Source organism: Anabaena sp. AL93, from assembly GCF_001672085.1.
In the GTDB taxonomy this organism is placed as follows: domain Bacteria; phylum Cyanobacteriota; class Cyanobacteriia; order Cyanobacteriales; family Nostocaceae; genus Dolichospermum; species Dolichospermum heterosporum.
On sequence record NZ_LJOU01000036.1, the window covers coordinates 25426 to 49460 of the forward strand.

At 39.9% G+C, this 24035-nt stretch carries 18 protein-coding genes and 1 pseudogene; 11 read left to right on the forward strand and 8 right to left on the reverse strand.

Translation table 11 applies throughout. The features are described 5' to 3' along the window. Positions 1 to 118 precede the first annotated feature (118 nt). Positions 119 to 1195 carry a PIN/TRAM domain-containing protein gene (locus AN486_RS11315; protein WP_053537741.1) on the reverse strand — a complete coding sequence of 359 codons (1077 nt, stop codon included), beginning with the start codon at positions 1193 to 1195 and terminating at the stop codon, positions 119 to 121. Positions 1196 to 1437: 242 nt separating this feature from the next. Between AN486_RS11315 and hemW the strand changes: the two genes are divergently transcribed. Then, positions 1438 to 2637, forward strand: coding sequence for a radical SAM family heme chaperone HemW (gene hemW / locus AN486_RS11320; protein ID WP_290600698.1), 1200 nt, complete (start codon positions 1438 to 1440; stop codon positions 2635 to 2637). Between the two features lie 433 nt (positions 2638 to 3070). Here the strand turns inward: hemW and AN486_RS11325 are convergent. Continuing rightward, positions 3071 to 3325: pseudogene (locus AN486_RS11325) on the reverse strand (DUF29 domain-containing protein); the annotation flags it as partial. Positions 3326 to 3405: 80 nt separating this feature from the next. Further along, positions 3406 to 4515, reverse strand: a complete 1110-nt coding sequence (locus AN486_RS11330; RefSeq protein ID WP_290600699.1) for an S-(hydroxymethyl)glutathione dehydrogenase/class III alcohol dehydrogenase — start codon at positions 4513 to 4515, stop codon at positions 3406 to 3408. Positions 4516 to 4820: 305 nt separating this feature from the next. On the opposite strand from AN486_RS11330, the gene AN486_RS11335 reads away from it, so the two are divergent. After that, complete coding sequence (locus tag AN486_RS11335; protein WP_290600712.1) at positions 4821 to 6104, forward strand: valine--pyruvate transaminase; 1284 nt, start codon at positions 4821 to 4823, stop codon at positions 6102 to 6104. Between the two features lie 115 nt (positions 6105 to 6219). Here the strand turns inward: AN486_RS11335 and AN486_RS11340 are convergent, their stop codons facing one another. Next, on the reverse strand, positions 6220 to 6546 hold the full coding sequence (locus AN486_RS11340; RefSeq protein ID WP_205748418.1) for a hypothetical protein: 327 nt from the start codon (positions 6544 to 6546) through the stop codon (positions 6220 to 6222). Between the two features lie 469 nt (positions 6547 to 7015). Between AN486_RS11340 and rimM the strand changes: the two genes are divergently transcribed. The 6 genes from rimM to AN486_RS11370 all read left to right on the forward strand — a co-directional run bounded on the left by rimM (position 7016) and on the right by AN486_RS11370 (position 12738). Then, positions 7016 to 7672: a ribosome maturation factor RimM gene (gene rimM, locus AN486_RS11345; RefSeq protein WP_168635384.1), complete on the forward strand. Its 657-nt coding sequence runs from the start codon at positions 7016 to 7018 to the stop codon at positions 7670 to 7672. Between the two features lie 562 nt (positions 7673 to 8234). Further along, on the forward strand, positions 8235 to 9992 hold the full coding sequence (locus AN486_RS11350; protein ID WP_290600700.1) for an Hsp70 family protein: 1758 nt from the start codon (positions 8235 to 8237) through the stop codon (positions 9990 to 9992). Between the two features lie 19 nt (positions 9993 to 10011). Next, a complete protein-coding gene (locus AN486_RS11355; protein WP_190382367.1) occupies positions 10012 to 10410 on the forward strand; it encodes a lipopolysaccharide assembly protein LapB in 399 nt (132 codons plus the stop codon). A 222-nt stretch (positions 10411 to 10632) separates the two neighbouring features. Then, complete coding sequence (locus AN486_RS11360; RefSeq protein WP_290600701.1) at positions 10633 to 11520, forward strand: Uma2 family endonuclease; 888 nt, start codon at positions 10633 to 10635, stop codon at positions 11518 to 11520. A gap of 82 nt (positions 11521 to 11602) precedes the next feature. Then, entirely contained in the window at positions 11603 to 12091 is a 489-nt protein-coding gene (gene folK / locus AN486_RS11365; protein ID WP_290600702.1) for a 2-amino-4-hydroxy-6-hydroxymethyldihydropteridine diphosphokinase, read from the forward strand. Between the two features lie 98 nt (positions 12092 to 12189). Continuing rightward, entirely contained in the window at positions 12190 to 12738 is a 549-nt protein-coding gene (locus AN486_RS11370) for an NUDIX hydrolase (RefSeq protein ID WP_027403682.1), read from the forward strand. 77 nt (positions 12739 to 12815) lie between these two features. Here the strand turns inward: AN486_RS11370 and AN486_RS11375 are convergent, their stop codons facing one another. Continuing rightward, complete coding sequence (locus tag AN486_RS11375) at positions 12816 to 13595, reverse strand: phosphate ABC transporter ATP-binding protein (RefSeq protein ID WP_053537734.1); 780 nt, start codon at positions 13593 to 13595, stop codon at positions 12816 to 12818. Positions 13596 to 13781: 186 nt separating this feature from the next. Between AN486_RS11375 and AN486_RS11380 the strand changes: the two genes are divergently transcribed. Continuing rightward, complete coding sequence (locus tag AN486_RS11380) at positions 13782 to 15008, forward strand: hypothetical protein (RefSeq protein WP_290600703.1); 1227 nt, start codon at positions 13782 to 13784, stop codon at positions 15006 to 15008. Between the two features lie 707 nt (positions 15009 to 15715). Here the strand turns inward: AN486_RS11380 and lnt are convergent. Next, entirely contained in the window at positions 15716 to 17413 is a 1698-nt protein-coding gene (lnt, locus tag AN486_RS11385; RefSeq protein WP_290600704.1) for an apolipoprotein N-acyltransferase, read from the reverse strand. Between the two features lie 70 nt (positions 17414 to 17483). Here lnt and AN486_RS11390 point away from each other — a divergent pair, with 70 nt between their 5' ends. Continuing rightward, the gene (locus tag AN486_RS11390) at positions 17484 to 18140 is read left to right on the forward strand and encodes a methyltransferase domain-containing protein (protein WP_290600706.1); all 657 of its coding nucleotides are present in this window, start codon (positions 17484 to 17486) and stop codon (positions 18138 to 18140) included. A 242-nt stretch (positions 18141 to 18382) separates the two neighbouring features. Here AN486_RS11390 and gyrA read toward each other — a convergent pair whose 3' ends face one another. Together gyrA and AN486_RS11400 are read right to left on the reverse strand one after the other, a co-directional pair. Continuing rightward, complete coding sequence (gene gyrA, locus AN486_RS11395; RefSeq protein ID WP_290600708.1) at positions 18383 to 21025, reverse strand: DNA topoisomerase (ATP-hydrolyzing) subunit A; 2643 nt, start codon at positions 21023 to 21025, stop codon at positions 18383 to 18385. Positions 21026 to 21518: 493 nt separating this feature from the next. Beyond that, positions 21519 to 22181 carry a glycosyltransferase family A protein gene (locus AN486_RS11400; RefSeq protein WP_290600710.1) on the reverse strand — a complete coding sequence of 221 codons (663 nt, stop codon included), beginning with the start codon at positions 22179 to 22181 and terminating at the stop codon, positions 21519 to 21521. 292 nt (positions 22182 to 22473) lie between these two features. Between AN486_RS11400 and AN486_RS11405 the strand changes: the two genes are divergently transcribed. Further along, positions 22474 to 23784 (forward strand): glycosyltransferase, encoded by a 1311-nt coding sequence (locus AN486_RS11405; protein WP_290600711.1) that lies wholly within the window; start codon positions 22474 to 22476, stop codon positions 23782 to 23784. The last annotated feature ends 251 nt before the right edge of the window (positions 23785 to 24035 follow it).

A 24035-nucleotide genomic window follows, 5' to 3' on the forward strand; every position in this document is an offset into this window, starting at 1 on the left:
CAATACCCTGTTTGAGATTGATCAGCCAAATACAAGCATTCAGCTTAATCAACAAAATCGGTGCAGTTTTCCCACACCGATTTACATAATTTAACTCTAATTTTCCGTGCCATATTCCTTAGGCTAATGCGGAAGCTTGGGGTTTGGCAAAAATCATCCTTCCAGCAGAAGTTTGTAAAGCACTGGTAACTACTACTCGCAATTCACCACCGACATAACCTCTACCTTCTTCAACTACTACCATTGTGCCATCATCTAAATAGCCAATTCCTTGAGTTGGTTCTTTTCCTTCTTTGAGAATTTTCAAATCAAGATTATCACCCGGTAAATAGGTCGGACGGACGGCATTTACTAAATCGTGAACATTCAAAACTGGGACTTTTTGTACACTGGCGACTTTAGATAAATTGTAATCATTGGTAAGTAATGTGCCATTGATTTCTTGAGCAAAACGGACTAATTTAGCATCAACAGTAGAAGTGTCTTCATAGTCTACAGGGTTAATTAAAATCCGTTCTGGGTAAGTTTCTCGAATGCGGTTAAGAATTTCTAGTCCTCTTCTTCCTCTCACCCGTTTTTGGTCTTTACTAGCATCAGCTACTTGTTGTAATTCTTGTAAAACAAATTGGGGGACAAGAATTAACCCTTCTAGAAATCCCGTTTCTAGTAATGTTTCAATCCGTCCGTCTATAATACAGCTAGTATCTAAAACTTTGGTGTTGGCAGGTTTGAGAGTTCCTTCCACAACCATGCTTTCGACAGTACTGGGGTTAATTAATCTTAACAAACCTCGTCCGTGAGTATCTGCCAAATTCATCCCTGTAACAGAGAGGATAATACTACCAACAACGGCGACAAGAGGTTTAATAAAACCAAAATCTGTGGGAATGGGTAATAAAAATAGCGGGGCTAACATCAGATTGGCAAGTAGTAGCCCAATTACTAAGCCAATAGCACGGGTTAAGATGACTTCTAGGGGCATTTCCCGGACTTGTGACTCTAGACGGCGGTATGTAGTCTGGAAACTCACCCCGACTGCACCACCAATAATGGCAGCAAAGACGGCTAGAATTAAGCGTAAGGCATCTAAATTGGTAACTCCAGTGAGAGTACCTGGTGGGAGTAGGTCGGTGCTGAAATAACCTATCCCCGCCGCTGCCAAGATAAATGAGAGAATAATAATGACATCCAGCATGGTTGTGTTGTGTTCCTACAACGATATTTATTCGATAGAGTAAAGTATGCTTGTTTGAGTCCTTTTTAGTGATGGAATGATCTTAGCTGTTTAGGCAGACAGAATATGCCAACATTATAACTAAAGGGTTTTTATCGCATATTATTTTTATTTTTAGGGAAAAAGGATAAAAAGTTGTAAACCAACTCCTCATTTTCATTATTTTTAACAGTCAAATCAAATTAACTTCACTATTGATCAGAATGATTCAAAAAGACGTTGGTTGGGGGATTCCCAGTTCTGCTTATGTACATATTCCCTTTTGTCGGCGACGATGTTTTTATTGCGATTTTCCGGTATTTGTAGTGGGCGATCGCTCACGGGGTGAAAATTCTGGGACAATTGCCGAATATGTTGAAGTTTTATGTCAGGAAATCAGAATTGCGCCAATTTATGGTCAACCTTTAGAAACAATTTTTTTTGGTGGTGGTACTCCTTCGTTATTATCTACAGCACAGTTGCAATCTATATTGACAACCTTAGAACAGCGATTTGGCATTGCCTCTAAGGTAGAGATCTCCATGGAAATTGACCCAGGGACGTTTGATTTCGCACATATCGCTGGTTATCGCAGTTTAGGAGTAAATCGTGTTAGTTTGGGTGTCCAAGCTTTCCAAGAAGAATTGTTAAAAACTGCTGGGCGATCGCATTCCCTTGTAGATATATTTACAGCTATAGAGTTAATTCACAAGGTCGAGATTCCCGAATTTAGCTTAGACTTGATTTCTGGCTTACCGCATCAATCTTTAGAACAATGGCAAAATTCCCTAACCCAAGCAGTAGCAGCCACACCAACTCACATTTCCATCTATGACCTGACCATTGAACCAGGAACAGCCTTCAATCGTTATTACAAACCGGGAGATCATCCCTTACCCACAGATGAAACCACAGTCAAAATGTATCAATTGGGGCAAAAAACCTTAACTGATGCCGGGTACGAACATTACGAAATTTCCAATTATGCCCAACCAGGACATCAATGCCAGCATAATCGAGTTTATTGGCAAAATCGCCCCTATTATGGCTTTGGTATGGGTGCAGCCAGCTATATTTATGGTAAACGCTTCACCCGTCCCCGCAAAACCCAGGAATATTACCAATGGTTAAAAAACGGTGCTGTGATTGATTGTGAAGTCACACCAAAGGCAGATGTTTTGTTAGAAACTCTCATGTTAGGGTTACGGTTAGCCGAAGGAATCAGTTTAAATTCCTTAGCAACAAACTTTGGCAACCATCAAGTTGAGAGAATTCAAAGCTGTTTACAACCATACTTTGCTCAGGGTTGGGTGAAGATTGTTGGGGATAGGTTGCGTTTTAGCGATCCCGATGGTTTTATATTTTCTAATGTGATGTTAGCGAAGTTGTTTGAAAAGTTGGGAGAGTCAGTAACCCAGCCCTAAAGGGACTGGGCTTGCAAGAGTAATCAAGCAAGCCGTACTGACCAGACCACCCTAAGCTTAGTCTAAGGGTAGCCGTTATTTGAGTCACGACACCCACCGAATGCGTAGCCAGTTCCCTGCTCTGTCGCTTGTGATTAAACAGTTCTAAGGTCACTGGAACAGTGTTGCAAGCCTAACAAGCTCTTATAACAGGTCGAGGCTAACATTACCCCAGAAATGGGAGTTGGTTTCCAGATTCCAATCAAAAATCTGGTTTCAATTTTAATATCCACAGCGGTTAAAACCGCTCGTGTCGTTTCCCTCTCAGGGCTAAAGCCAGTGAGTTTCCCACTTACCGAGTATTCTTATGAATATGTCTCACGCAAAGGCGCAAAGGCGCAAAGAATTAAGGTTGCAAAGGTTAAATTTTCCAATTTCATACTTTATTCAGCAACGCTCGACTCCGTTTTAATGATTGATATTCCCACTTGAGTAAATGTCCAATTAAAACACTCAGACGATTTCTCAATTCTTGGCGTTCCTTTCTCCCCAAAGATTCAACTTCGTCAATTAAATTATCTAAATCAACTTGATGCCATTGCTGATAAAGTAATAAATTAGCCTGTTGTTGAGTCCAGGCGTAAAAATCAGTTTCATAAAGATGATCATTCAGGTTTACAGCGGATTCTTTCGCCTTTTGTGTCTGCATAATTAAAACCTAGTAACCTTGGATTAATTATAACTTCTTTCTTCCTTTGCGCCTTTGCGCCTTTGCGTGAGCCATAAAACCTAAAAAGTCACCACACTCCGAATAGATTCCCCCCTATGCATCAAATCAAAAGCATCATTAATCCTTTCAATCGGCATCACATGAGTAATTAAATCATCAATATTAATCTTTCCATCCATATACCAATCTACTATTTTCGGTACATCTGTCCGCCCTCTTGCACCACCAAAAGCCGAACCTTTCCAAACTCTTCCAGTTACTAATTGAAAGGGACGAGTGCTGATTTCTTTACCCGCACCAGCCACACCAATAATCACACTCACACCCCAACCTTTATGACAACATTCTAATGCTTGACGCATGGTATTAACGTTACCAATACATTCAAAGGAATAATCAGCACCACCTTTTGTTAAATCTACTAAATAAGGAACTAAATCACCTGCAACTTCTTGAGGATTGACAAAATGTGTCATCCCAAATTTTTCAGCTAGTTCGCGTTTTTTGGGATTAATATCCACACCAATAATCTTATTTGCGCCCACCATTCGCGCTCCTTGGATCACATTTAAACCAATTCCACCCAAACCGAAAACTACCACGTTTGCGCCTGGTTCTACTTTAGCTGTATATATAACTGCACCAATTCCTGTTGTCACACCACAACCGATATAACAAACTTTATCGAAAGGGGCATCTTCCCGAATTTTGGCAACGGCGATTTCTGGCAATACCGTATAATTAGCGAAGGTGGATGTACCCATATAATGGTGAATCCTGTCGCCACCAATACTAAAACGGCTAGTACCATCAGGCATTAAACCCTGTCCTTGTGTGCCGCGAATTGCTTGACAGAGATTGGTTTTGAAGCTTAAGCAATAATCACATTGCCGACATTCGGGCGTGTATAAAGGAATTACATGATCTCCAGGTTTAAGACTTTTGACATCAGCGCCCACTTCGACAACTATACCAGCGCCTTCATGTCCTAAAATTGCCGGAAATAAGCCTTCAGGATCATCACCGGAAAGGGTAAAAGCATCAGTATGACAAACCCCACTGGCTTTAATCTCAATTAATACTTCCCCTGCTTGTGGTGGCGCTAATTGCACGGTTTCAATTGTCAGGGGTTTACCTGGGGTGTAAGCTACTGCTGCTTTGACTTCCATTTGGTTCTCCTTTGGGAATTTACGTAATTTTATCTCACGCAGAGGCGCAGAGTCGCTACAGAGGAGAATTTTTAATTACTTGTCAAATTATTCTCTGTATAGTACATTAGTACCTATTACATGAGAAACCCCCCACTTTCACAAGTGGGGCTTTATTAACTACCAGATTTTGTTAAAATCGCATTCACTGGTTTAAATTAGTTAAAGGCAGTGGCTGTTTTGGCAACTATAATAAATTTTGTCTTAGCTGCAACTACCTTTTAATTTATCCACTTTTGCGATTAATTCAGTCTGTAACAAACATGATAAAACCTGCCCTTACGAAAATTGGCGCTCAAATGTCCAACTTAACTGGCGTAAGAGCGATTATGAAAGATATTAACGAAACCCTCAGAGCTAGTAAGGGACAGGAATTATATAATTTGAGTGCTGGCAATCCGTTGATTTTACCAGAGGTAGAACAGTTATGGCGGGATTGTACGGCAGATTTATTAGCTAGTTCTGAATATGGTGAAGTTGTTTGTCGTTATGGTTCAAGTCAAGGTTATTCACCATTAATTGAGGCGATTGTCAAGGACTTTAACCAGCGTTATGGGTTAAGTTTAACTGAGCGGAATATTTTAATCACTGCGGGTAGTCAAACTATCTATTTTTATGCCGCTAACGCTTTTGGTGGCTATACTGAAAATGGCGGTTTGAAGGAAATTGTCCTGCCCTTAAGTCCAGATTATACTGGTTACGGTGGTGTTTGTTTATTTCCAGAGGCTTTGGTTGCTTATAAGCCTACTCTAGATATTGATGCAGCCGCACACAGATTTAAATATCGCCCTGATTTTAACCAACTCTCGATTACAGAGAATACTGGTTGTGTGATCTTTTCCCGTCCCTGTAATCCAACAGGTAATGTTTTAACTAATGATGAAGTGAATAAAATCACGGATTTAGCAGCACCGCATCATGTACCTGTGTTAATAGACTCGGCTTATGCACCTCCTTTCCCAGCTTTGAATTTTACAGAAATGACTCCGGTATTTGGGGAAAATATTCTCCACTGTATGAGTTTATCAAAAGCAGGTTTGCCTGGAGAACGGATTGGGGTAGCCATTGGAGATGAAAACCTAATTCAAGTTTTGGAATGTTTCCAAACTAATGTGGGAATTCATTCTTCTCGATATGGTCAAGCGATCGCAGCAAGAGCGATAGAATCAGGTACATTAGCAAATATCGCGGAAAATGTGATTCGTCCTTTCTATCAGCAAAAGTTTGATGTCTTAGAAAGTACCCTAGAAGCAGCAATGCCTAAGAATATACCCTGGTTCTTACATCGTGGTGAAGGGGCGATTTTTGGCTGGTTGTGGTTGCAGGATTTACCCATGACTGATTGGGAATTTTACCAGGAATTAAAGAAAGTGGGTGTGATTGTTGTTCCTGGTAGTAGTTTCTTCCCTGGTTTAAAGGAGGACTGGGAACACAAACACCAATGTCTGCGAATCAGTTTAACTGGTAGTGATGAGGAAATTACTATCGGTATGCAGCGTTTAGCGGAAGTTGCTGAACGGGTTTATCAAGTTGCGGCTGTGAGTGTGTAAGAGATAATGAACCACGAAAACGCAAAAAATGTTGATTATCTTCAACAATATTGTTAAAATACAACATACCCCCGCTATAGTCGTTAGATTGACATAGCGGGGGTATGTTGTATTATTACTGTTTAGCTAGTAAAGCTTTCTTATCTTGAATCAGAGCATTAATTTCGGAATTAATGTTTTTCAACTGTTCTTTTTTTTGCTCTATTGATAGTTCGGTGTTTTGAGAAATACCGTTTTTTTGGTCTCTATAATATGCAATTAGTTCGTCAATGTCTGCAACGGTTTGAGTGGGGGCTGGCGCAGTTGCAGCAGCATATAGTACAGGAGCGGTATATACTGAAGCAGCAAGAGCGGTAGGCACGTTTAACAGCAAACTACAGAACGCGAATAATAACACGATTGAATGTAAAAACACGCGTTTGGCAGAAGTGAAAAGTTTCATTTTTTTTGGATGATCATAAATTTTCAGTTCGCATACTATTATATTGTCAGTGATATTACGTCGAATTTTCAAATAATTTAACAATTAAGATTTTTTTACGCAGTCCCTGTATTTTATATTACAAATAGTCTAAACAAAATTAAATTCACTCATTGAGAGAGGGAACAGAGAACTAAGTAGGTTAGCATTAAAAATTGTTGTTATCGCAAGGCAAGAGGCAAGAAGCACTCATGCAAGAGTGAAGAGGGTTTGGGCGATTTTACTTTTCTTTACACAGATTGGTTTTATTGTGTTCACCTACTTAAAAAATTAGTGTTAAGCTGTTACGCATTTGCTTTTTTTGCCTAAAAGCCTTACTACAAGGACTCTAGGCTGCAAAATATTAAATTTAGCTGCGTAACAGCTTATTTAACCTAATCTACAAACGTGAAGTGGTAAAATGGAGACAAAGTGAGCAATTAACTAATTAATGAACCACGAAGACGCGAAAAAGAAGCAGGGGAGCAAAGAACCGGGAGTAGGGGGAAAAGTTAAAAACTCTCCAGTCCCCAATCTTGATGATTGGTTGGAAATTGGCAAAATTGTCTCACCTCAAGGTTTAACTGGGGAGTTGCGGGTTTATCCTAATACGGATTTTCCTGAACGCTTTGAAGAACCGGGAAAACGCTGGTTGTTACGTCCTGGGGAAACGGAACTTGAAACTGTGGAGTTATTAAATGGGCGATATATTGAGAATAAGAATCTTTATGTGATTAAATTAAAGGGAGTGAGCGATCGCCATCAAGCTGAAAATATGCGTGATTGTCGGTTTTTCGTGCCTGTGAGCGATCGCCCGGAATTGGCAGAAGGTGAATTTCATGTGTTAGATTTGCTAGGGTTGCAAGTCTTTATGCAATCCTCTGGGGAATTTGTAGGAACGGTGGTGGACATCTTACCTTCAGGTCATGATTTATTAGAAGTTAAATTTGATCCTGATTTTGTCACTAACCATGAAGAATTTAAAACTGATAAAGAACAAAAAACAGTTTTAATTCCTTTTGTGATGGCAATTGTCCCTATTGTTGATCTAGCAACCCGTCGAGTTGAAATTACTCCTCCCCCCGGTTTATTGTCAGTTAATAATTAGGGCTTGCTGATAGCGTAGCGTGGCGTTAGCCATATAAACCTAAAACCATCTATTAACAAAGGGTTTCGCGGATTTTTACCACAAAAAAATGCCAGGTTTTGGCTAATGGTGTCTCAAAATCAATACCTTGTCCATTTTTTGTAGGTCGGGTTAAGCGACAGCGCAACCCGACGCATTGCCCTGACAGACAAGAATTTTCAGAGGGAACAGGGAACGGGCAACAGGGAACACTTCGACAAGCTCAGTGCATCGCAGGAAAAACTCATGTTTAAAAACATGAGATTGAAATAATGACACTGTTTTTTGAGATGCGTAGCACGAAAAAAACATCCTTTTTTTGACTGAGCTTTAAACTCAGAACTAAAGTTTCTTATTTGCTCCCTGTTCCCTGTTCCCTTATTTTATGAATTATTTGGTCAATATCTTGTAATCTTATCTCTAATGGTGAAGCTGTCATGCTGCCAAAATACGATATTTTGTAATTACTACGGTGTGAGCTTGTGCAATAGCTTCGCTCGCCGTAGGCATCGCACCAGAGGCAAAAACTTCTAAATTTAGAACTATGAAAGCAGTCGGTATTGATTTAGGAACAACAAATTCCGAAGTAGCAATTGTCGAAAACGGACAGGTGCGGGTATTGCCAGGGGAAGATGGCGATCTGATTTTACCTTCCTGTGTAGGATTTAGCGATACGGGTAAAGTGCTAGTGGGACGAGAAGCACTGCGTCAATATGCTGCGGCTCCCGAACGCACCGTGAAGTCAATTAAACGGTGGATGGGAACTGACCACAAAACCACTTTAGGAGATAAAGAATACTTACCTCATGAAGTTTCCGCTATTATTCTCCGCGCCCTCAAACAACGGGCTGAAAATGCTTTAGGAGAAACAATTACCCAAGCAGTAATTACAGTTCCCGCTTACTTTACGGATGCTCAACGCCAAGCAACCAAAACCGCTGGAGAGATTGCTGGTTTCGAGGTACTGCAAATTATCAACGAACCAACAGCAGCCGCTTTAGCTTATGATTTGCGTTCCGAAGAGACAGAACGGGTTTTGGTTTATGACTTGGGAGGTGGTACTTTTGATGTGTCGGTAGTGGAAATTACAGGCGAAGTCACAGAAGTATTAGCAACTCATGGTAACAATCGCTTGGGTGGGGACGATTTCGACAGGCTGTTGCAACTCTATCTAGTGGATCTATTTCGTAAACAGCATGGTGTGGATGTTCCAGATGATGCTGTCACCCAAGCGCGTCTTTTACGAGCAGCCGAGCAGTTAAAAATTGATTTGAGTTCCCATGCTTTCGCCACAGTTCGAGAAGCCTTTTTAGGTAGTAAGGGCAAGACTGCACTCCATCTAGAAACAGAAGTAGCGCGAGCAGATTTGGAAAAGTTGATTCGCCCCCTATTAACAGAAACCTTAGAGGCTATTGATCGCGCTCTCACCGATGCAGACCTATTACCCGGTGATATTGACCGAATTATCTTAGTTGGTGGTTCGACACGCATTCCCCTAGCCCAACAAATGATTTCAGAACATCTGGGACAGAATCCCAGTGATGGTATTCAACCCGACCTTTGTGTGGCCTTGGGAGCAGCCTTACAAGCTGGGGTGTTGGTAGGTGAATCTGTAGATGCCATTCTTGTAGATGTAATTCCCCATTCCTTGGGTATTGCTGCGGCGGTGTCTACACCAATGGGGATTATGCCCGGTTTCTTCAGTGTGATTATTCCCCGTAACAGCGTTGTTCCCGTTTCTCGCTCTCAGGTTTATTACACCGTGTCTGATGAACAAGAAGCCGTAGAAATTGAAGTTTTTCAGGGAGAAAATACGATCGCTGAAGAAAATGTGCCTTTAGGTGATTTTAGAGTCGAGAACTTACCACCCAAACCAGCAGGGGGTATTCAAGTTGAGGTTCACTTTGACTTTGACGTGAATGGTATTCTCACTGTCACTACTACTGAAAAAGGCAAAGGGCAACAGGGAACGCTAGTAGTCAATAATGCAGGGATTGAGAAGCTTTCTAGCCATGAATTGAAGCAAGCAAGGGCAGATTTAGATGCCTTGTTTGAAGTTGATGAAACTATCGAAATCTCCACAGAAGAGACAATCTCAGTAGTAGAAATAGCTCCAGAATTAGCAACACTTTTAGACCGCGCTCAACAAACACTGCCCACACTAGATTCTGAACAAGCAGAGGAATTACAAGACTTATTAGCCCAGATTGAAAATGCCAGTGCTAACAAGAGTGCAGAATTATCCCAGTTACAAGAAGAACTCTCAGATTTTCTGTACTACGCTAGTACGAATGATGAATAGGAAATAGAGAGTAGTAATTATGAAATGTCCTGTTTGTGGAGCAATTTATCGTCCGACAAGGGCAGTAGGGACGCAAGGGGGAGAAACTGACAGCCAGACATCTTCCTTACCTCCCCACTCTCCATCTTGTAGACGCTGTAAAGCCGATTTATCCGACTTGATTACTCTCCATGACCAAGCTATCTGGTATCACAGACAAGCCCTGGATCTGTTTTCAAAAAAGCGTTATCCAGAAGCAGCAATGCACAACAATCAAGCTTTAGCTTTGTATTATAGTCATGCAGACTTTCATGCCTTAGCGGGGAAATTATCGGCATTGCAGGGAGAATGGAGAGAAGCGATCGCATCTTGGCAACAAGCACTCAAATTTGACCCAAAAAAATGCGATAGCGAAGCGCGACCTAGGAATCCCTTGTGATTGTCTATGATCAAGCTAAATTTAATTATCTGATTCAAACACTTCAACTTTTTAGTGTCTACTGTTAAAATTAAACCAATATGATTAGGTCAACAGAAAAAATTAAGGGTATGTGAAGAAAGGTAAAATCGCTCAAAACTTCTTCACTCTTGCATGAGTGTCTATTGCCTCTTGCCATAACGACAATTTTTAACGCCAACCTACTTACATCCTGGAGTTACTATGGAAACCACTCAAGCAGTGATTAATCCCACTACTCCCCCAAGTCAAGACATTCACACCAATAAATTCACATTACCAGATCATACGCAACTACCAGATTCAGACGGAACTTTCGTGAAAAATTTCCAGGAGCATCCACAAAGTATAGTCTTAACCAGTTCCATTGAGCCAGTATTACAGAAACTACATCCAGATGGAAACTACTGTATTGGTCAAGATAGCGGTATTTATTGGCGTTTAACTGAACCACCTGAAAAAGGTGCAGAAGCTCCTGATTGGTTTTATGTGCCTAATGTACCACCATTTCTCAATGGAGAATATCGTCGTTCCTATGTATTATGGAAAGAGTTTGTCGCACCATTAATTGCCATTGAGTTTGTTTCGGGAAATGGTTCAGAAGAAAGAGACGCAACTCCTCCGAGTGAAACAGAAAAAGCTGGTAAATTCTGGGTTTATGAACAAGCAATTCATATTCCTTTTTATGCAATTTTTGAAGCGAGAAAAGCATTACTGGAAGTTTATCGCTTAGTTGATGGGCGTTATGAAAAGATGCAACCAAACGAGCGTAATCATTTTCCAATTTATCCTATGGGTGTGGAATTAGGTTTAATAGAAAATGATGGTTTACCGTGGGTTCGTTGGTGGGATGATGTGGGAAATTTGCTATTAACTGGTGATGAAAGGGCTATTGTTGAAAGACAAGCTCGTTTACAAGCAGAAGACGCAAGACAACAAGCAACTTTAGCCCAACAACAAGCAGAGGAAATTGCCCAACAAGCAACTTTAGCCCAACAACAAGCAGAGGAAATGGCTGAACAAGAACGACAACAAAAGGAGAAATTAGCAACTTACTTAAGATCATTAGGTATCAATCCTGATGATATTTGAACTGTAGGTGTGTGATTTCTGCACTTATTGTGGACATCACATCCCACATTCAAAAAACCCAGGTGTGTAGGAGTCTTAAAGAATGGTACAAACTGCGGCTAGAACGGCGATCGCCCTTGGTAGTAACATAGGCAACTCCCTAGCCATTTTCACAGGAGCTTTAGAAACCTTAGCCCAAACATCAGGCATAACCATACAGGCCCAATCTCATTGGTATCGTACCAAAGCCATAGGACCAACTCAACCAGACTACTTAAATGGTTGCGCGATATTATCAGTGCAGATTTCACCACAAGCCTTATTAGCACAATTACTCACCATTGAACAAAAGTTTGGGCGTGTGCGTCAGGAACACTGGGGTCCACGTACCTTAGATTTAGACTTATTATTATATGATGACTTAATTTTACAGCAACCAAATCTACAAATTCCCCATCCTCGCATGGCTGAACGAGCCTTTGTTTTAGTCCCTCTGGCAGAAATTGCTCCAGATTGGATAGACCCTATATCTCAACGAGTAATTCAAGATTTACTACTAGAGATCAACACAAATGATGTACATTTATTGTAGTGGGTAAAAAAATTACCATTTTTATAACCCAAAAAGAACTGATAACAACAGAAAACCCCCGTATAAGTTCTCTGTATTCACAGACGGTAGAATTTACTATGCCATTAGGTAGAGAATTACCACAGTTGCTCAAGCAACGCTTGTTTTATAAAGGACGCAAGTTTAACTTTGAAGTTAACCGCTTGCGTTTACCCAACAAAGCCGAAGGGGAATGGGAATGTATTCGTCATCCCGGTGGCGCTCTGGTTATACCCATAACCGCAGACGGTAAACTGGTACTTGTGCGTCAATATCGGTTTGCAGTGCAGGGAAGATTATTGGAATTTCCGGCGGGAACTGTAGAACCCAATGAAGATCCTTTAGAAACAGTCAAACGGGAAATTGCAGAAGAAACTGGCTATCATGCTCGTCAGTGGGATAAATTAGGAGAATTTTTCCTTGCTCCTGGCTATTCTGATGAAATTATCTATGCTTTTATTGCCAGAGATTTAGAAAAGCTAGAAACACCACCAGCACAAGACGAAGACGAAGATATTGAGACAGTATTACTAACTCCTGAAGAATTGGAAAAAGCCATTTTGGTAGGAGAACCTGTAGATGCTAAATCCATTGCTAGTTTTTTCCTGCTGCGTTCATTTTTAAAATAGGGAACAGGGAACGGGGAACAGGGAACAGGGAATTGGTAATTGGTAAATAATTTTCTTCTTCCTGACTCCTGGTATAGTTACCGGGAATAACTGGTCGCATAATCGCGGGTACGATAATCTGTAGCTTGAGCTAAGACTTTTTTTGTTGATGCAAACTCTCTTAATCGTCCCACATGATTCTGATTGTATTGAAATAAAGCCGTGAAATCAGCCAGACGAGAGACTTGTTGGATGTTTTGAGAGATAAAGATAATTGTCAATTCAGAACGCAAACACTCAATGAGTTCTTCAATTTTTGTGGTAGTGATGGGATCAAGTCCACTGCAAAGCTCATCCATGAGAATAACTTGGGGTTTTACAGCCAAAGCGCGGGCAATACACAGTCGTTGTTGTTGACCACAAGATAGTTCTAAAGCCGGCTTATAGAGCTTGTTTTTGACCTCTTCCCAAATATCCGCAGATTTAAGAGCTAACTCCACAACTTCATCTAATTCTGGTTTTGGTCGCCAACCAACTAATTTAATCCCGTAAGCAACGTTATCATAGATACTCATGGGAAAAAGATTAGGTTTGGAATAAATTGTACTAATTTGACGACGGAGACGATTGAGATTAATCCGTCTCTCATAAATATTTTGCCCAAAAAACTCTACTTTCCCTTCTGTGTGGACTTCTCCCTCCAAATCGCTCATGCGGTTGAGAGACTTTAAAAAAGTAGATTTCCCACAGCCACTAGGTCCCATAATAGCAATAATTTTATTTTGGGGAATATCCATTGACAGACTTTCCAGGATTTTTTGCTTGCTGTAGTAAAAACTAAAGTTTTTCACACTAATTGCCGGAATTATTTTACTCATATTAATTAAGAAAGGAGTCAGTAGTCAGGAGGAATAAGGCTGAATAACAGGAAGAAGAAGAAGAAATAAATAAAAAGTTAGTAAATCAGAATACTTGAAAAGCTTGATATTTGCTTATAACCTAAATTAAGTCATCTCATAACCTGCAATGCTGCGTTTAATTAGTGTAATAAAGGTAAACTCACCATGCTACAGCGTTTTATTTTCATCATTACCACTATTATTGTGTGGCATTTGTGTATTTTTAGCACCCTTGCCCAGGAAAAAAAAGTTGAAAATATGGATAAGTTTCCTCCCAATCCCCTAGAAATGATTTTACCTGATCCACTGTTACCAAATTTACCAGATAAACGCCAATTAACATTAACAGAATTGCAAAAATTAAGGACAGATTTAGATGGGTTAAATCAAGAGGCACAGGTGACACTACAAGGAGGAGACAGAAAGAAAGCCTTTGAGGTTTGGAATCGTGAACTACGATTAAGACGTTATTTAGGTACATTGGCTGAGATAGAAGCGTTATCAGGGGTGGGAGAAATCGCCTGGAATCAAAATGAACGGGACGAGGTGCGATATATTAGTCAGCGATTACAAGTAATTCAAAAGGAGATAGGACAACAAAAAAGCGCGGATTTACAATTATGGCAACTCCTGGGTAAAGCTTATCAAAAAATCCGTCTTCCTAAATTGGGAATATTGGCTTATGAACAGGTTTTAATCTTAGTTAAACAACAAAAAGATTCAGTGGGAGAAATAGAGACTTTAAAGAATATTGGAGAATTATATTTAAGTTGGTTTGATTATAACCAAGCTGCCAATACTTACCAAAAACTATTAAATTTGGCAGTTAATCAGGGTGATAAAACTAATGAATTGGGATATTTACAACAATTAGCTTATATCTATGGGCGAGGAAAACAACCCCAATCAGCAATAGATATATTAAATAAATTAGTCCTTCTTTATACTCGTGATCAAAATCTCGGTGAAATTCCCGCTTTAAAATTAGCCATAGCAGCAAATTATGAATATCTAGCCCAAAAAAATCCCACATTAAAACAACAGGCTTTCGATAATTATCAAGCAGCTTATACTACAGCATGGCAATTAGAGCAATACGCTAGGGCTGGAGAAGCACTAGAGAAATTAGTTGCTTTTTATCGGTCACAAAAACAAGTAGATGCAGCCTTGCAAACTGGCGCAATTCTTTTGGAAACACAAACATTAGCTCACAATTTTTATGGTTTAATGTCAGCCTATGACCAAATTGGCAACTTATATATAGAACGGCGAGAATATAACCAAGCATTAACAGCATTTCAGAAGGGATTAGCAATAGCACAACAACTTAAACATCAAGAATCATACTTTAATCAACAAATTGAAAAGTTAAAAACTGAGATAAAAATGTAAAAAATATCCAGATAAATAAAAAAGTCCGCGCAAGCGGACTCTAGATATTGGATAAGGTTAAGTTGTCACCAAGAGAGCCTACAAGATGTTAGACTTATTTGTATTTTTACGAATTAATTTCAGAAAATCAAGTGGTTTGATCTAAAAGTTAGGACATAATTTCTATATTTATGTCTGAGAAAAAGGGGATTTATTGATGATGATTGCTACAGGTGAATGTCTCCCGTTGCTTGAAGAGGTGGTAAATCTGGGAAATTGCGGACATAACTCAGATTGTTTTGTCTAGGATTTTCTCATAAATAGGGCAGGCTGAGTAAAGCTAAACCATTTAGAGAACTCCACAAAAAAAATGATCCAATTTTGTGGGATGGGCATCCTTGCCCGTCCTTGATGATTAGCGGGTAAGACTTGTACTGAGCTTGTCGATAGCGTAGCGTGGCGTTAGCCATAGTATGCCCGCACCACAAGAAATTTTGGGATATTTTTTTGATTGGAAGTCTCTAATAAACCTGTGCTGCATGAGTTGTCATTGCGAGTGAAAGGAAGCAATCTCTTGACAACCGATAAACCACCTAACGCAAAAATCCCTCAAACCCTTATTCCTCTGTGTCCTCTGCGCCTCCGTGGTTCGTTAATCAGGATAATTTATTTCTTGGAAGTCCCTTATTACAGCGATTTCCAATCTTATGAGGTACATCTTAGCCCCCTCATCGCTTGCGGGGAGGGGGTTGGGGGCGGGGTTCTTGTTCCGGGTTTGATGACAATTTGCTGTAATAAGGGTTTCGCGGATTTTTATCACAAAAAAGTACAAGGCTTTGGAATATCCGACTCAAAGCACTCAGAACCAACAATAAAGGAGTTAACCAATCACCCCAACGCACATATAAAGTCTGAGTTTGACGGGGATAAATAGTTTCTGCGTGGGTTTGATAGGTATTATAAGCCGATTTCCAGAGAGTTTGCCCATGGGGATTAATAAATGCCGAATAGCCTGTATTTGTTGCCCTCACCGCCCATCTATCAGTTTCAATTGCCCGCATGATATCCTGGGCATGATGTTGATCTGCCATTGCTGCCGTATAATGGGCATCATTCGACGAACTGAGAATAAATTTCCCACCCATAGAAGCTTGATAACGAAAATTTTCCGCAAAAGCAGATTCGTAACAAATACCAACAATTACCTTACCAAAAGGAGTATCAAAAATTTGCTGGGCTTTACCCGCAACTTGATGTGCTTCTAGAGGTGATAACCGTTGAATCAGTCCACCTAAAATATTTTCAAAAGGAATATATTCTCCTAATGGTACAAGTTTAGATTTATCATAACGGCTGGTAACTTCCCCATTACCAAGAACTGTAAATAAACTATTTGTATAACTATTTCCTCTTTCACCAAATGCACCTATCCAAGCTATTACACCCTTTTCTCGAATAGCAGCTAACAAAGGAGTTTGAGGTAAATCACGAGAAAAAATAGGTATAGAAGCCTCCGGGGTAAGAACAGCTTGCACACCTTGATTAGTTAAATTTAAATATCCTTCAGTATAACCAGTAATCGCCCGACGTAAACCTTGAGGAAGAACCTTAATTTTATTAGGAATATTACCTTGAATAACACCAATTTTTAAAGCCGTACTTGAGGTTAGATTTAGGGGTGCAGTGTAGAGAATAAAGCCGATAAAATGAGAAATAATTAATAAGGAAACAGCCAAAATTAAATAACCATTAACAAAACCTTTCCCTAAACTCCCCTCTTCCTTTGCGCCTTTGCGCCTTTGCGTGAGATATTCCGCAATTAACCCATTAAACGCCACAATTACCGCTGTTATAGTATTTGGTCCAGAAAGCTGTCCTAAATGGAGAATTACCAGATTTTGCGGTGATTGAGTGTAAGCCAAAGAACTCCACCACAGAGGACTAGCGCTCCAGAGACTTTCTAACCCACACCATAAGGCTGTACCAAATAGAACACGCAACCAAGGATTTCCCCTATCTAGACGCACCATTAAAGCCGCCCAAACAGTAACTAATATTCCTCCCCACAGGCTAATAAATGCCCAACAAAGGAGGGTAATAGTTAAACTTGGCAACCAAGGGACACCTAACCAATCCATAGGATGAATCCCTGTAATCCATGACAAGGCGACTCCGTGATAACCGATACCCCAAAGCAGGGCAAGGGGCAGCCCTTCGACTTCGCTCAGGAACCTGGGGCGGGGGGCAGGGGGATCTGTTTTAGATGTATATTTAATAACTAATAACCACAAGGGAACAAGGGCAATCCAGGCTAGAAACCATGCACCAATAGGGGCTACGGTTACTCCCATGAGTATGCCACTGGTGAAGGATAAAACATAAAAAATTCCAAGTATAGTAGTCTTTTTCTGTCTCAGTTTCAGCATCTTCAAAAAAATGATAAATTAAACAAAGTCGTTTTTTAAGCTTTTGTGTAAAATTTACAATTATATCAGTATGAAGAGTAACTATGTTCAGTATGGATGCGGTCTTTCCTCGCCAGATTCTTGGATTAACTTTGATGCTTCTCCAAATCTTTGGCTTGAGAGATTACCTGTATTAGGTAGATTTTACGCAGGTACTAAAAGTATAGAAGGTAAAATTGTTCGCTCAAGATTTCCCGAAAATATTCGATACGGAGATATAGTTAAGGGATTGCCAATAGAACCAAACTCTTGCTCAGGGGTTTATGCAAGTCATGTACTAGAACACTTGTCTTTAGAAGATTTTGTGATCGCTCTTGAAAATACAATTAAAATTCTCAAACCTTCTGGAGTATTTAGATGTATTGTACCTGATCTGGAAATAGCAGCAAAAAATTATCTTTTCTCTGAAAGTGAAACGGCATCAATAGATTTTTTGAGGTCTACCATATTGGGAGTTGAGAGCAGACCAAAAGGGTATCAAGGGTTAATCAGATCATTCTTGGCAAATAGCAATCATCTTTGGATGTGGGACTACAAATCTCTAAAACATGAATTATCAAAAGCTGGCTTTATACAAATTCGTAAGGCTGATTTTAATGATTCAAGAGATCCTGTATTTGCTGATGTGGAAGATCAAAGTAGGTTTATTGATGCTGTTGCCATTGAATGTATGAAACCAAACGATTAATAATTCACAAATTTAAGAGCTATCCCGCATTTCTCACAAACAATGCAATCGCAATCTATATAATCCTTATAGAGCAACGGTTTCGGTCATTTTTCACGAGGTTGTTTTTGATGCAGTGTGAAAACCCATAATCCAGATTTTATAAGGGTTTGAGGATTTTGGTGAGAAATCCGGGCTATACTATAAAGATTCAGATCCCCGACTTCTTAGAGAAGTCGGGGATCTTGTTAATTGTTAATTGTCTATTCTGCTTCTTCTAGTTCTCCTGTATCTCCTGTGTCGGGGGGAACAATTGCAACTCCAGTAATGGCATCATCTTCGTCTAGACGCTGCACTTTAACTCCAGTAGCTGATCTTGATTGAATAGAAATGGCATTGACGGCTTGACGAATAATAATACCACGATTGGTGGCCATCATGATTTCGTCGTCGCTGTTAACAATTCTTAAGGTGGCGAGTTTGTCTTTGGTTTTGCGGTTTTTGAATTTGGTAGCCATTAAACCTTGTCCAGCACGGTTTTGCAGTCGGAATTGGGAAACAGGAACGCGCTTACCATAACCGCCCATGGTAATGACTAATACCCAGGGTCCAATACTGTTGGTGTTGGTGACTTCTACGATTTCTTCGCTATTTTCGATTTCGGCAATTTCTGCGGTTTCTACAATTTCTGCGGTTTCTTCGCTATTTTCGATTTCTACAGTTTCTTCGATTTCTGCTTCTGTACCTGTGTCCAAGGTGTCGAGAATAGCTGCTGGCAGGATATCCATGCCGATGAGTTCGTCTTTGTTTTTGAGTTTCATGGATTTTACACCACGAGTGGCTCTCCCCAGGGGACGCAGTTGATCATGGGTGCAGCGGAAGTGAATGGCCATACCTTGACGTGAGCCGATAATTATGCTGTCTTCTACTCTGGCTCTTCTGACCCAGCGCAGTTGGTCGCCTTCTTCTAAGGATATGGCAATTAATCCGTTGGCGCGAATATGGCTAAATGCTTCTAGGACGGTTTTTTTGATGTTACCGCCTTTGGTGAGCATGACGAGATATTCTTCGCTGCTAAATTCGTCTACGGGGACAATGGAGGTAATTTTTTCTTCTTTGGGAATGGGCAACATTTGCACAATGGGTGTGCCGCGACTGGTGCGCGAACTCACGGGAATTTGATATGCTCTCAGGCAGTAGACGACTCCGCGATCGCTAAAGAATAAAATACTATCATGGTCGCAGCAGGTGAGGAAATGCTCGATGGTATCATCATCTTTGACTTTCGCACCGGCTTTGCCTCTGGTGGCACGGCTTTGAGATTCAAAGGTGTTAACGGGCATCCGTTTGATGTAACCTTGTTCGGTGACAAGAATAATTGCTTTTTCATTAGCAATTAAGTCAATATCATCTATATCTCCTTCCCCATGAGTAATTACTGTCCTCCGGGGTGTGGCAAAGCTAGTTTTAATTTGACTGATTTCCGTTTCAATGATTTCTAGCACCCGTTCCCGTCTGGCTAAAATATCCTCTAAATCCCTAATTTTAACTTGTAAATCGTCGTGTTCGAGGCGAATTTTATCAGCTTCTAAGGCTGTTAATCGGCGGAGTTGCATTTGCAAAATTGCGTCTGCTTGCACTTCCGACAGTCCGTAAGTGGTGATTAATTCCCCTTTGGCTGTGGGTGCGTCCGGTGCATGACGAATTAAAACAATAATTGCATCTAATCGTGACAGGGCAATTAATAAACCTTGCAATAGGTGATCTCGTTCCTGTGCCTTCCTTAGTTCATAGCGAGTCCGGCGTTCAATGGAGAGAATGCGGAAATCTAGGAAGACGCTGAGGAAACGTTTGAGGTTCAGGGTTTGGGGTTCACTCTTGACTAGTGCCAACATATTTGCCCCAAAGTTAGACTGTAAAGGGGTTTGTTTATAAAGATTGTTTAAAACGACGCGGGGATAGGCATCACGTTTTAATTCTATGACAATTCTCATGCCGTCGCGATCGCTCTCGTCCCGGATATCGGAAATACCATCAATGCGTTTATCATTCACCAATTCGGCAATTTTTTCGATTAATGCCGCTTTATTGGTTTGGTAAGGCAATTCGGTAATGATGATTGCTTCCCGTTCTGGACGGTTGCGTTGGGTAAGGGTTTCAATATTAGCCACACCCCGCATGGTAATTGAACCGCGTCCAGTGGTGTAAGCTTCTTTAATGCCACTCACCCCCAAAATCTGCGCCCCGGTCGGGAAGTCGGGACCGTGAATATACTGCATTAGCTGCATATCAGTGATTTCGGGATTGTGAATTAGGGCTACTAATCCATCAATCAATTCTCCCAAGTTATGTGGGGGAATATTTGTCGCCATTCCCACAGCAATTCCCGAAGAACCATTTAACAGCAGTTGGGGAATGCGGGAGGGTAAAACTGTGGGTTCTTGTTGAGAACCATCGAAGTTATCGGCAAAGTCTACGGTTTCGGCTTCAATATCTTGGAGGAGGGCAACACTGGTTAAGGCGTGCAGACGACATTCTGTGTACCGCATTGCTGCCGGCGGATCATTGTCCACTGAACCAAAGTTACCATGTCCACTGATGAGAGGCGATCGCATGGAAAAATCCTGCGCCATCCGCACCAGGGCATCATACACTGCCGTGTCACCGTGAGGGTGATATTTACCCAGCACTTCCCCGACCACACGGGCGCATTTCCTGAAGGGGCGATCATGTAGTAAACCCAGTTCGTGCATGGCATAGAGGATGCGACGATGCACAGGTTTGAGTCCATCCCTAGCATCTGGCAGCGCCCGACCTACAATGACGCTCATGGCGTATTCTAGATAAGACCGCGACATTTCACCTCGCAAATCCGTCGGGATAATCCTCTCCTGTGAGGTTGTCATAAACTCGAAAACTCCAAAAAAATGTAGATTTTAGGCTTCAACTTGACAAAAGACAAAATTATGTCAAATTAACTTTGAATAGTTGTCATATTTTGCTATAATTCTAACATATTCTCCCACAATTCACACAAATACTATCCAATCTCCAAAAATAGTCAATTTACAACTTACATAAACAGACTAGATAATTGACGACAATTTACAAATCTGATTAATTAATTGCATCTAAAAATAACTTTCTTTAAAATAGAAATATCTAAAATATTTTATAGATGCAATTGAAAAAATGGCGTTGCTAAATTGAGGTATGAAATTCCCAAATTGAACCTTTAAAACTCAAACCTCAGTGCGTCTTTGCGCCTTTGCGTGAGACTAAAATTCATACCCTTAATCAGCAACGCCGAAAAAATCAACTTAAACCTCTAACTGCAATCATTGGTAAATCCTGCCATTGGCTTGTCAATCTCACTTCAAAATTCAGATAGTAGATATGTTAATTGGCAGAGGAAATTTCATCTAGAAAAACTTTGGTGATACTATCTTCTGCTCTAGTATAAACATAGGTTTCTGGCTCTTTAATTTTCTGAGTCTTGAAAGTTTTTTCAGCCCGCTCCCATAAATCAACGTCCTCTCCGTAAGCAATATTATTAAATCCCTTTAATTCAAAAAATATGCGTCTTTCTCCAAAAAATGTTCCCCCCGCAATACACTCTCTAATGCTAATTACCTGATCAGGTTGGAAATAATCAGCAACAAAAAATTCTTCTGCAATTTCAAATCCACCTACAATCAAATCAATCTCTGGATTAGCTTGCATAAATTCCCACCGTGACTGTAGATGATTGGGTTTATAGGTATCGTCACTGTCAAGAAATGTGATATAGTCGCCAAAAGATGCTTGAATACCCGCATTTCTGGCATAAGCTAATTTCCGATTCTGATGTTTAAGATAACGGATATGATTAAATTTTCGTAAGTAATCATTGACAATTTCAAAAGTATGATCTTGGCTACCATCATCAACTACAATTAATTCAAAATCCTGAAAAGTTTGTTGAAGTACACTGTTTATGCAATCATTTAAGTATTCTGCTCGATTGTAAGTAGATAGAATAATCGAGATTGTAGGCTTAGGGTCAAAATTTATACTAGACATTTTTGAAGTTGAACAAAAGTTCCCTGAAATTAGGTATAACTCGCATATTATAACGCTTGGTTCGCCTATTTTTAACCTTCAAGATTTACAGCAGGAGTCAGGATAAACCCACCCTTACTGATAGTGAGATGTAAGCAAGGATGCTGTATACTTCGTGCTACGCATCTTTTCAAAACATCCCTTTTTAACTTAGCTTTAAATTCTGAAACTTTAGGTTCTTATCTGTTCCCTGTTCCCTTACCATAACGACAATTTTTAACGCCAACTTACTGAAGTGTATTAGTTAAAAACAATGAAAAAAAATATCATGTTTGTTTCCCTACCATTAAGGGGACACACCAATCAAATGATAGCGATCGCCCAAGAACTAGTTGAACGAGGATATCCAGTTAAATTTGTTATTTCTGAAGTTGCCAAGAACTGGATAGCTACAACTGGTGCTGAATTTATTCCTTGGGAAATCAGGCTAACTGAAACAGAAAATAACAATGATAATCAACCAGAAAATTTCTGGGGAAATGTTTCTCAAGAGAAAAACAATTTACGTGGTGAAAATATGATGTGGCAACACTTTATCAAGTTATATTTTCCCATGTATAAAAGTTTAATTCCTATTTTTGAAAAATATCATCCTGATCTATTAATTATTGATCGGGCTGTGATTCCAGCAATGGATTTAGCCCAACAAATGAATATACCTTATGTTATTCAAACTAGATTTTTAGGCAATTTTGTCAAAAAAAGTAGCAAAGATCCACAGTTTGGGACATCTTATTCTATGAACATGAACTTATGGGAACGCTGTCTTAATTTTCTCAGTCCAATTTTATCCCTACCTGATGTTATAATTAATACCAATAAACAGAATCAAGTGCGCCAAAGTTATACTAATAATAAAAAGTTAAATAATCTTTACGATAAAAATTTAATCATAGTCGGGACATCTTTTGGCATTGAAATTTCTAGAGAATTACCTTCTTGGGTACAAATGGTAGGGCCAATTTTTCCGAAAACACCTCCATCTCTTAGTTCTTCTTTAAGTCAATGGTTAGACGATAAACAAGGAACAAATGGCATTATATATGTTGCTTTTGGTACGCTTGTAAATATTGAAAAATGGCAGTTTCAAGCCTTATTAACGGGGTTGAAAAATACTAAATTAAAAGTTTTATGGTCATTACCAGCAAACCAACATCATCATATTTCTAATTTGCCAGATTCTTTTCGTATCGAAAATTTTGTTCCTCAACAAGCAGTTCTTTCCCATGCCAACGTTGTACTTTTTGTGAGTCATTGTGGTATGAATAGTATTAACGAATCTTTGTATTTTTCTAAACCAATATTAGCTCTACCTTTTTTTGGAGATCAACATTATAATGCGGCTCGTCTTGTAGATATTGGAGTTGCTTTAAGGTTAAACAAACAAAAATTTGATAGTAATGAAGTAACGAGAAAAATTAATAGTTTACTTGCTGATTCTACTTATCAAGAAGCCACGAATCGGATATCACATACTTTAAAAAACAGCGGTGGTTTAAAAAAAGCGGCTGATATTATCGAAACAATGTCGGTAGAAGGCATAAATTACTTCATAAAATCCTAGAAAAACCCAAAAATTTTCAGATTTGGCGTTGCTGAATCGAGGTATGAAATTCCCAAATTGAATCTTTGAAACTCTTACCTTTGCGTCTTTGCGCCTTTGCGTGAGACTAAAATTCATACCCTTAATCAGCAACGCCCAGATTTAATATTATTCTTGCGTCACTCTAATTCTTCCTTCTGACTTGCTGAGAAAGGGCGCAGGCCCTGCGCCCCTACCTCCTCTACCTCCCCTACCTCCTCTACCTCCCCAAC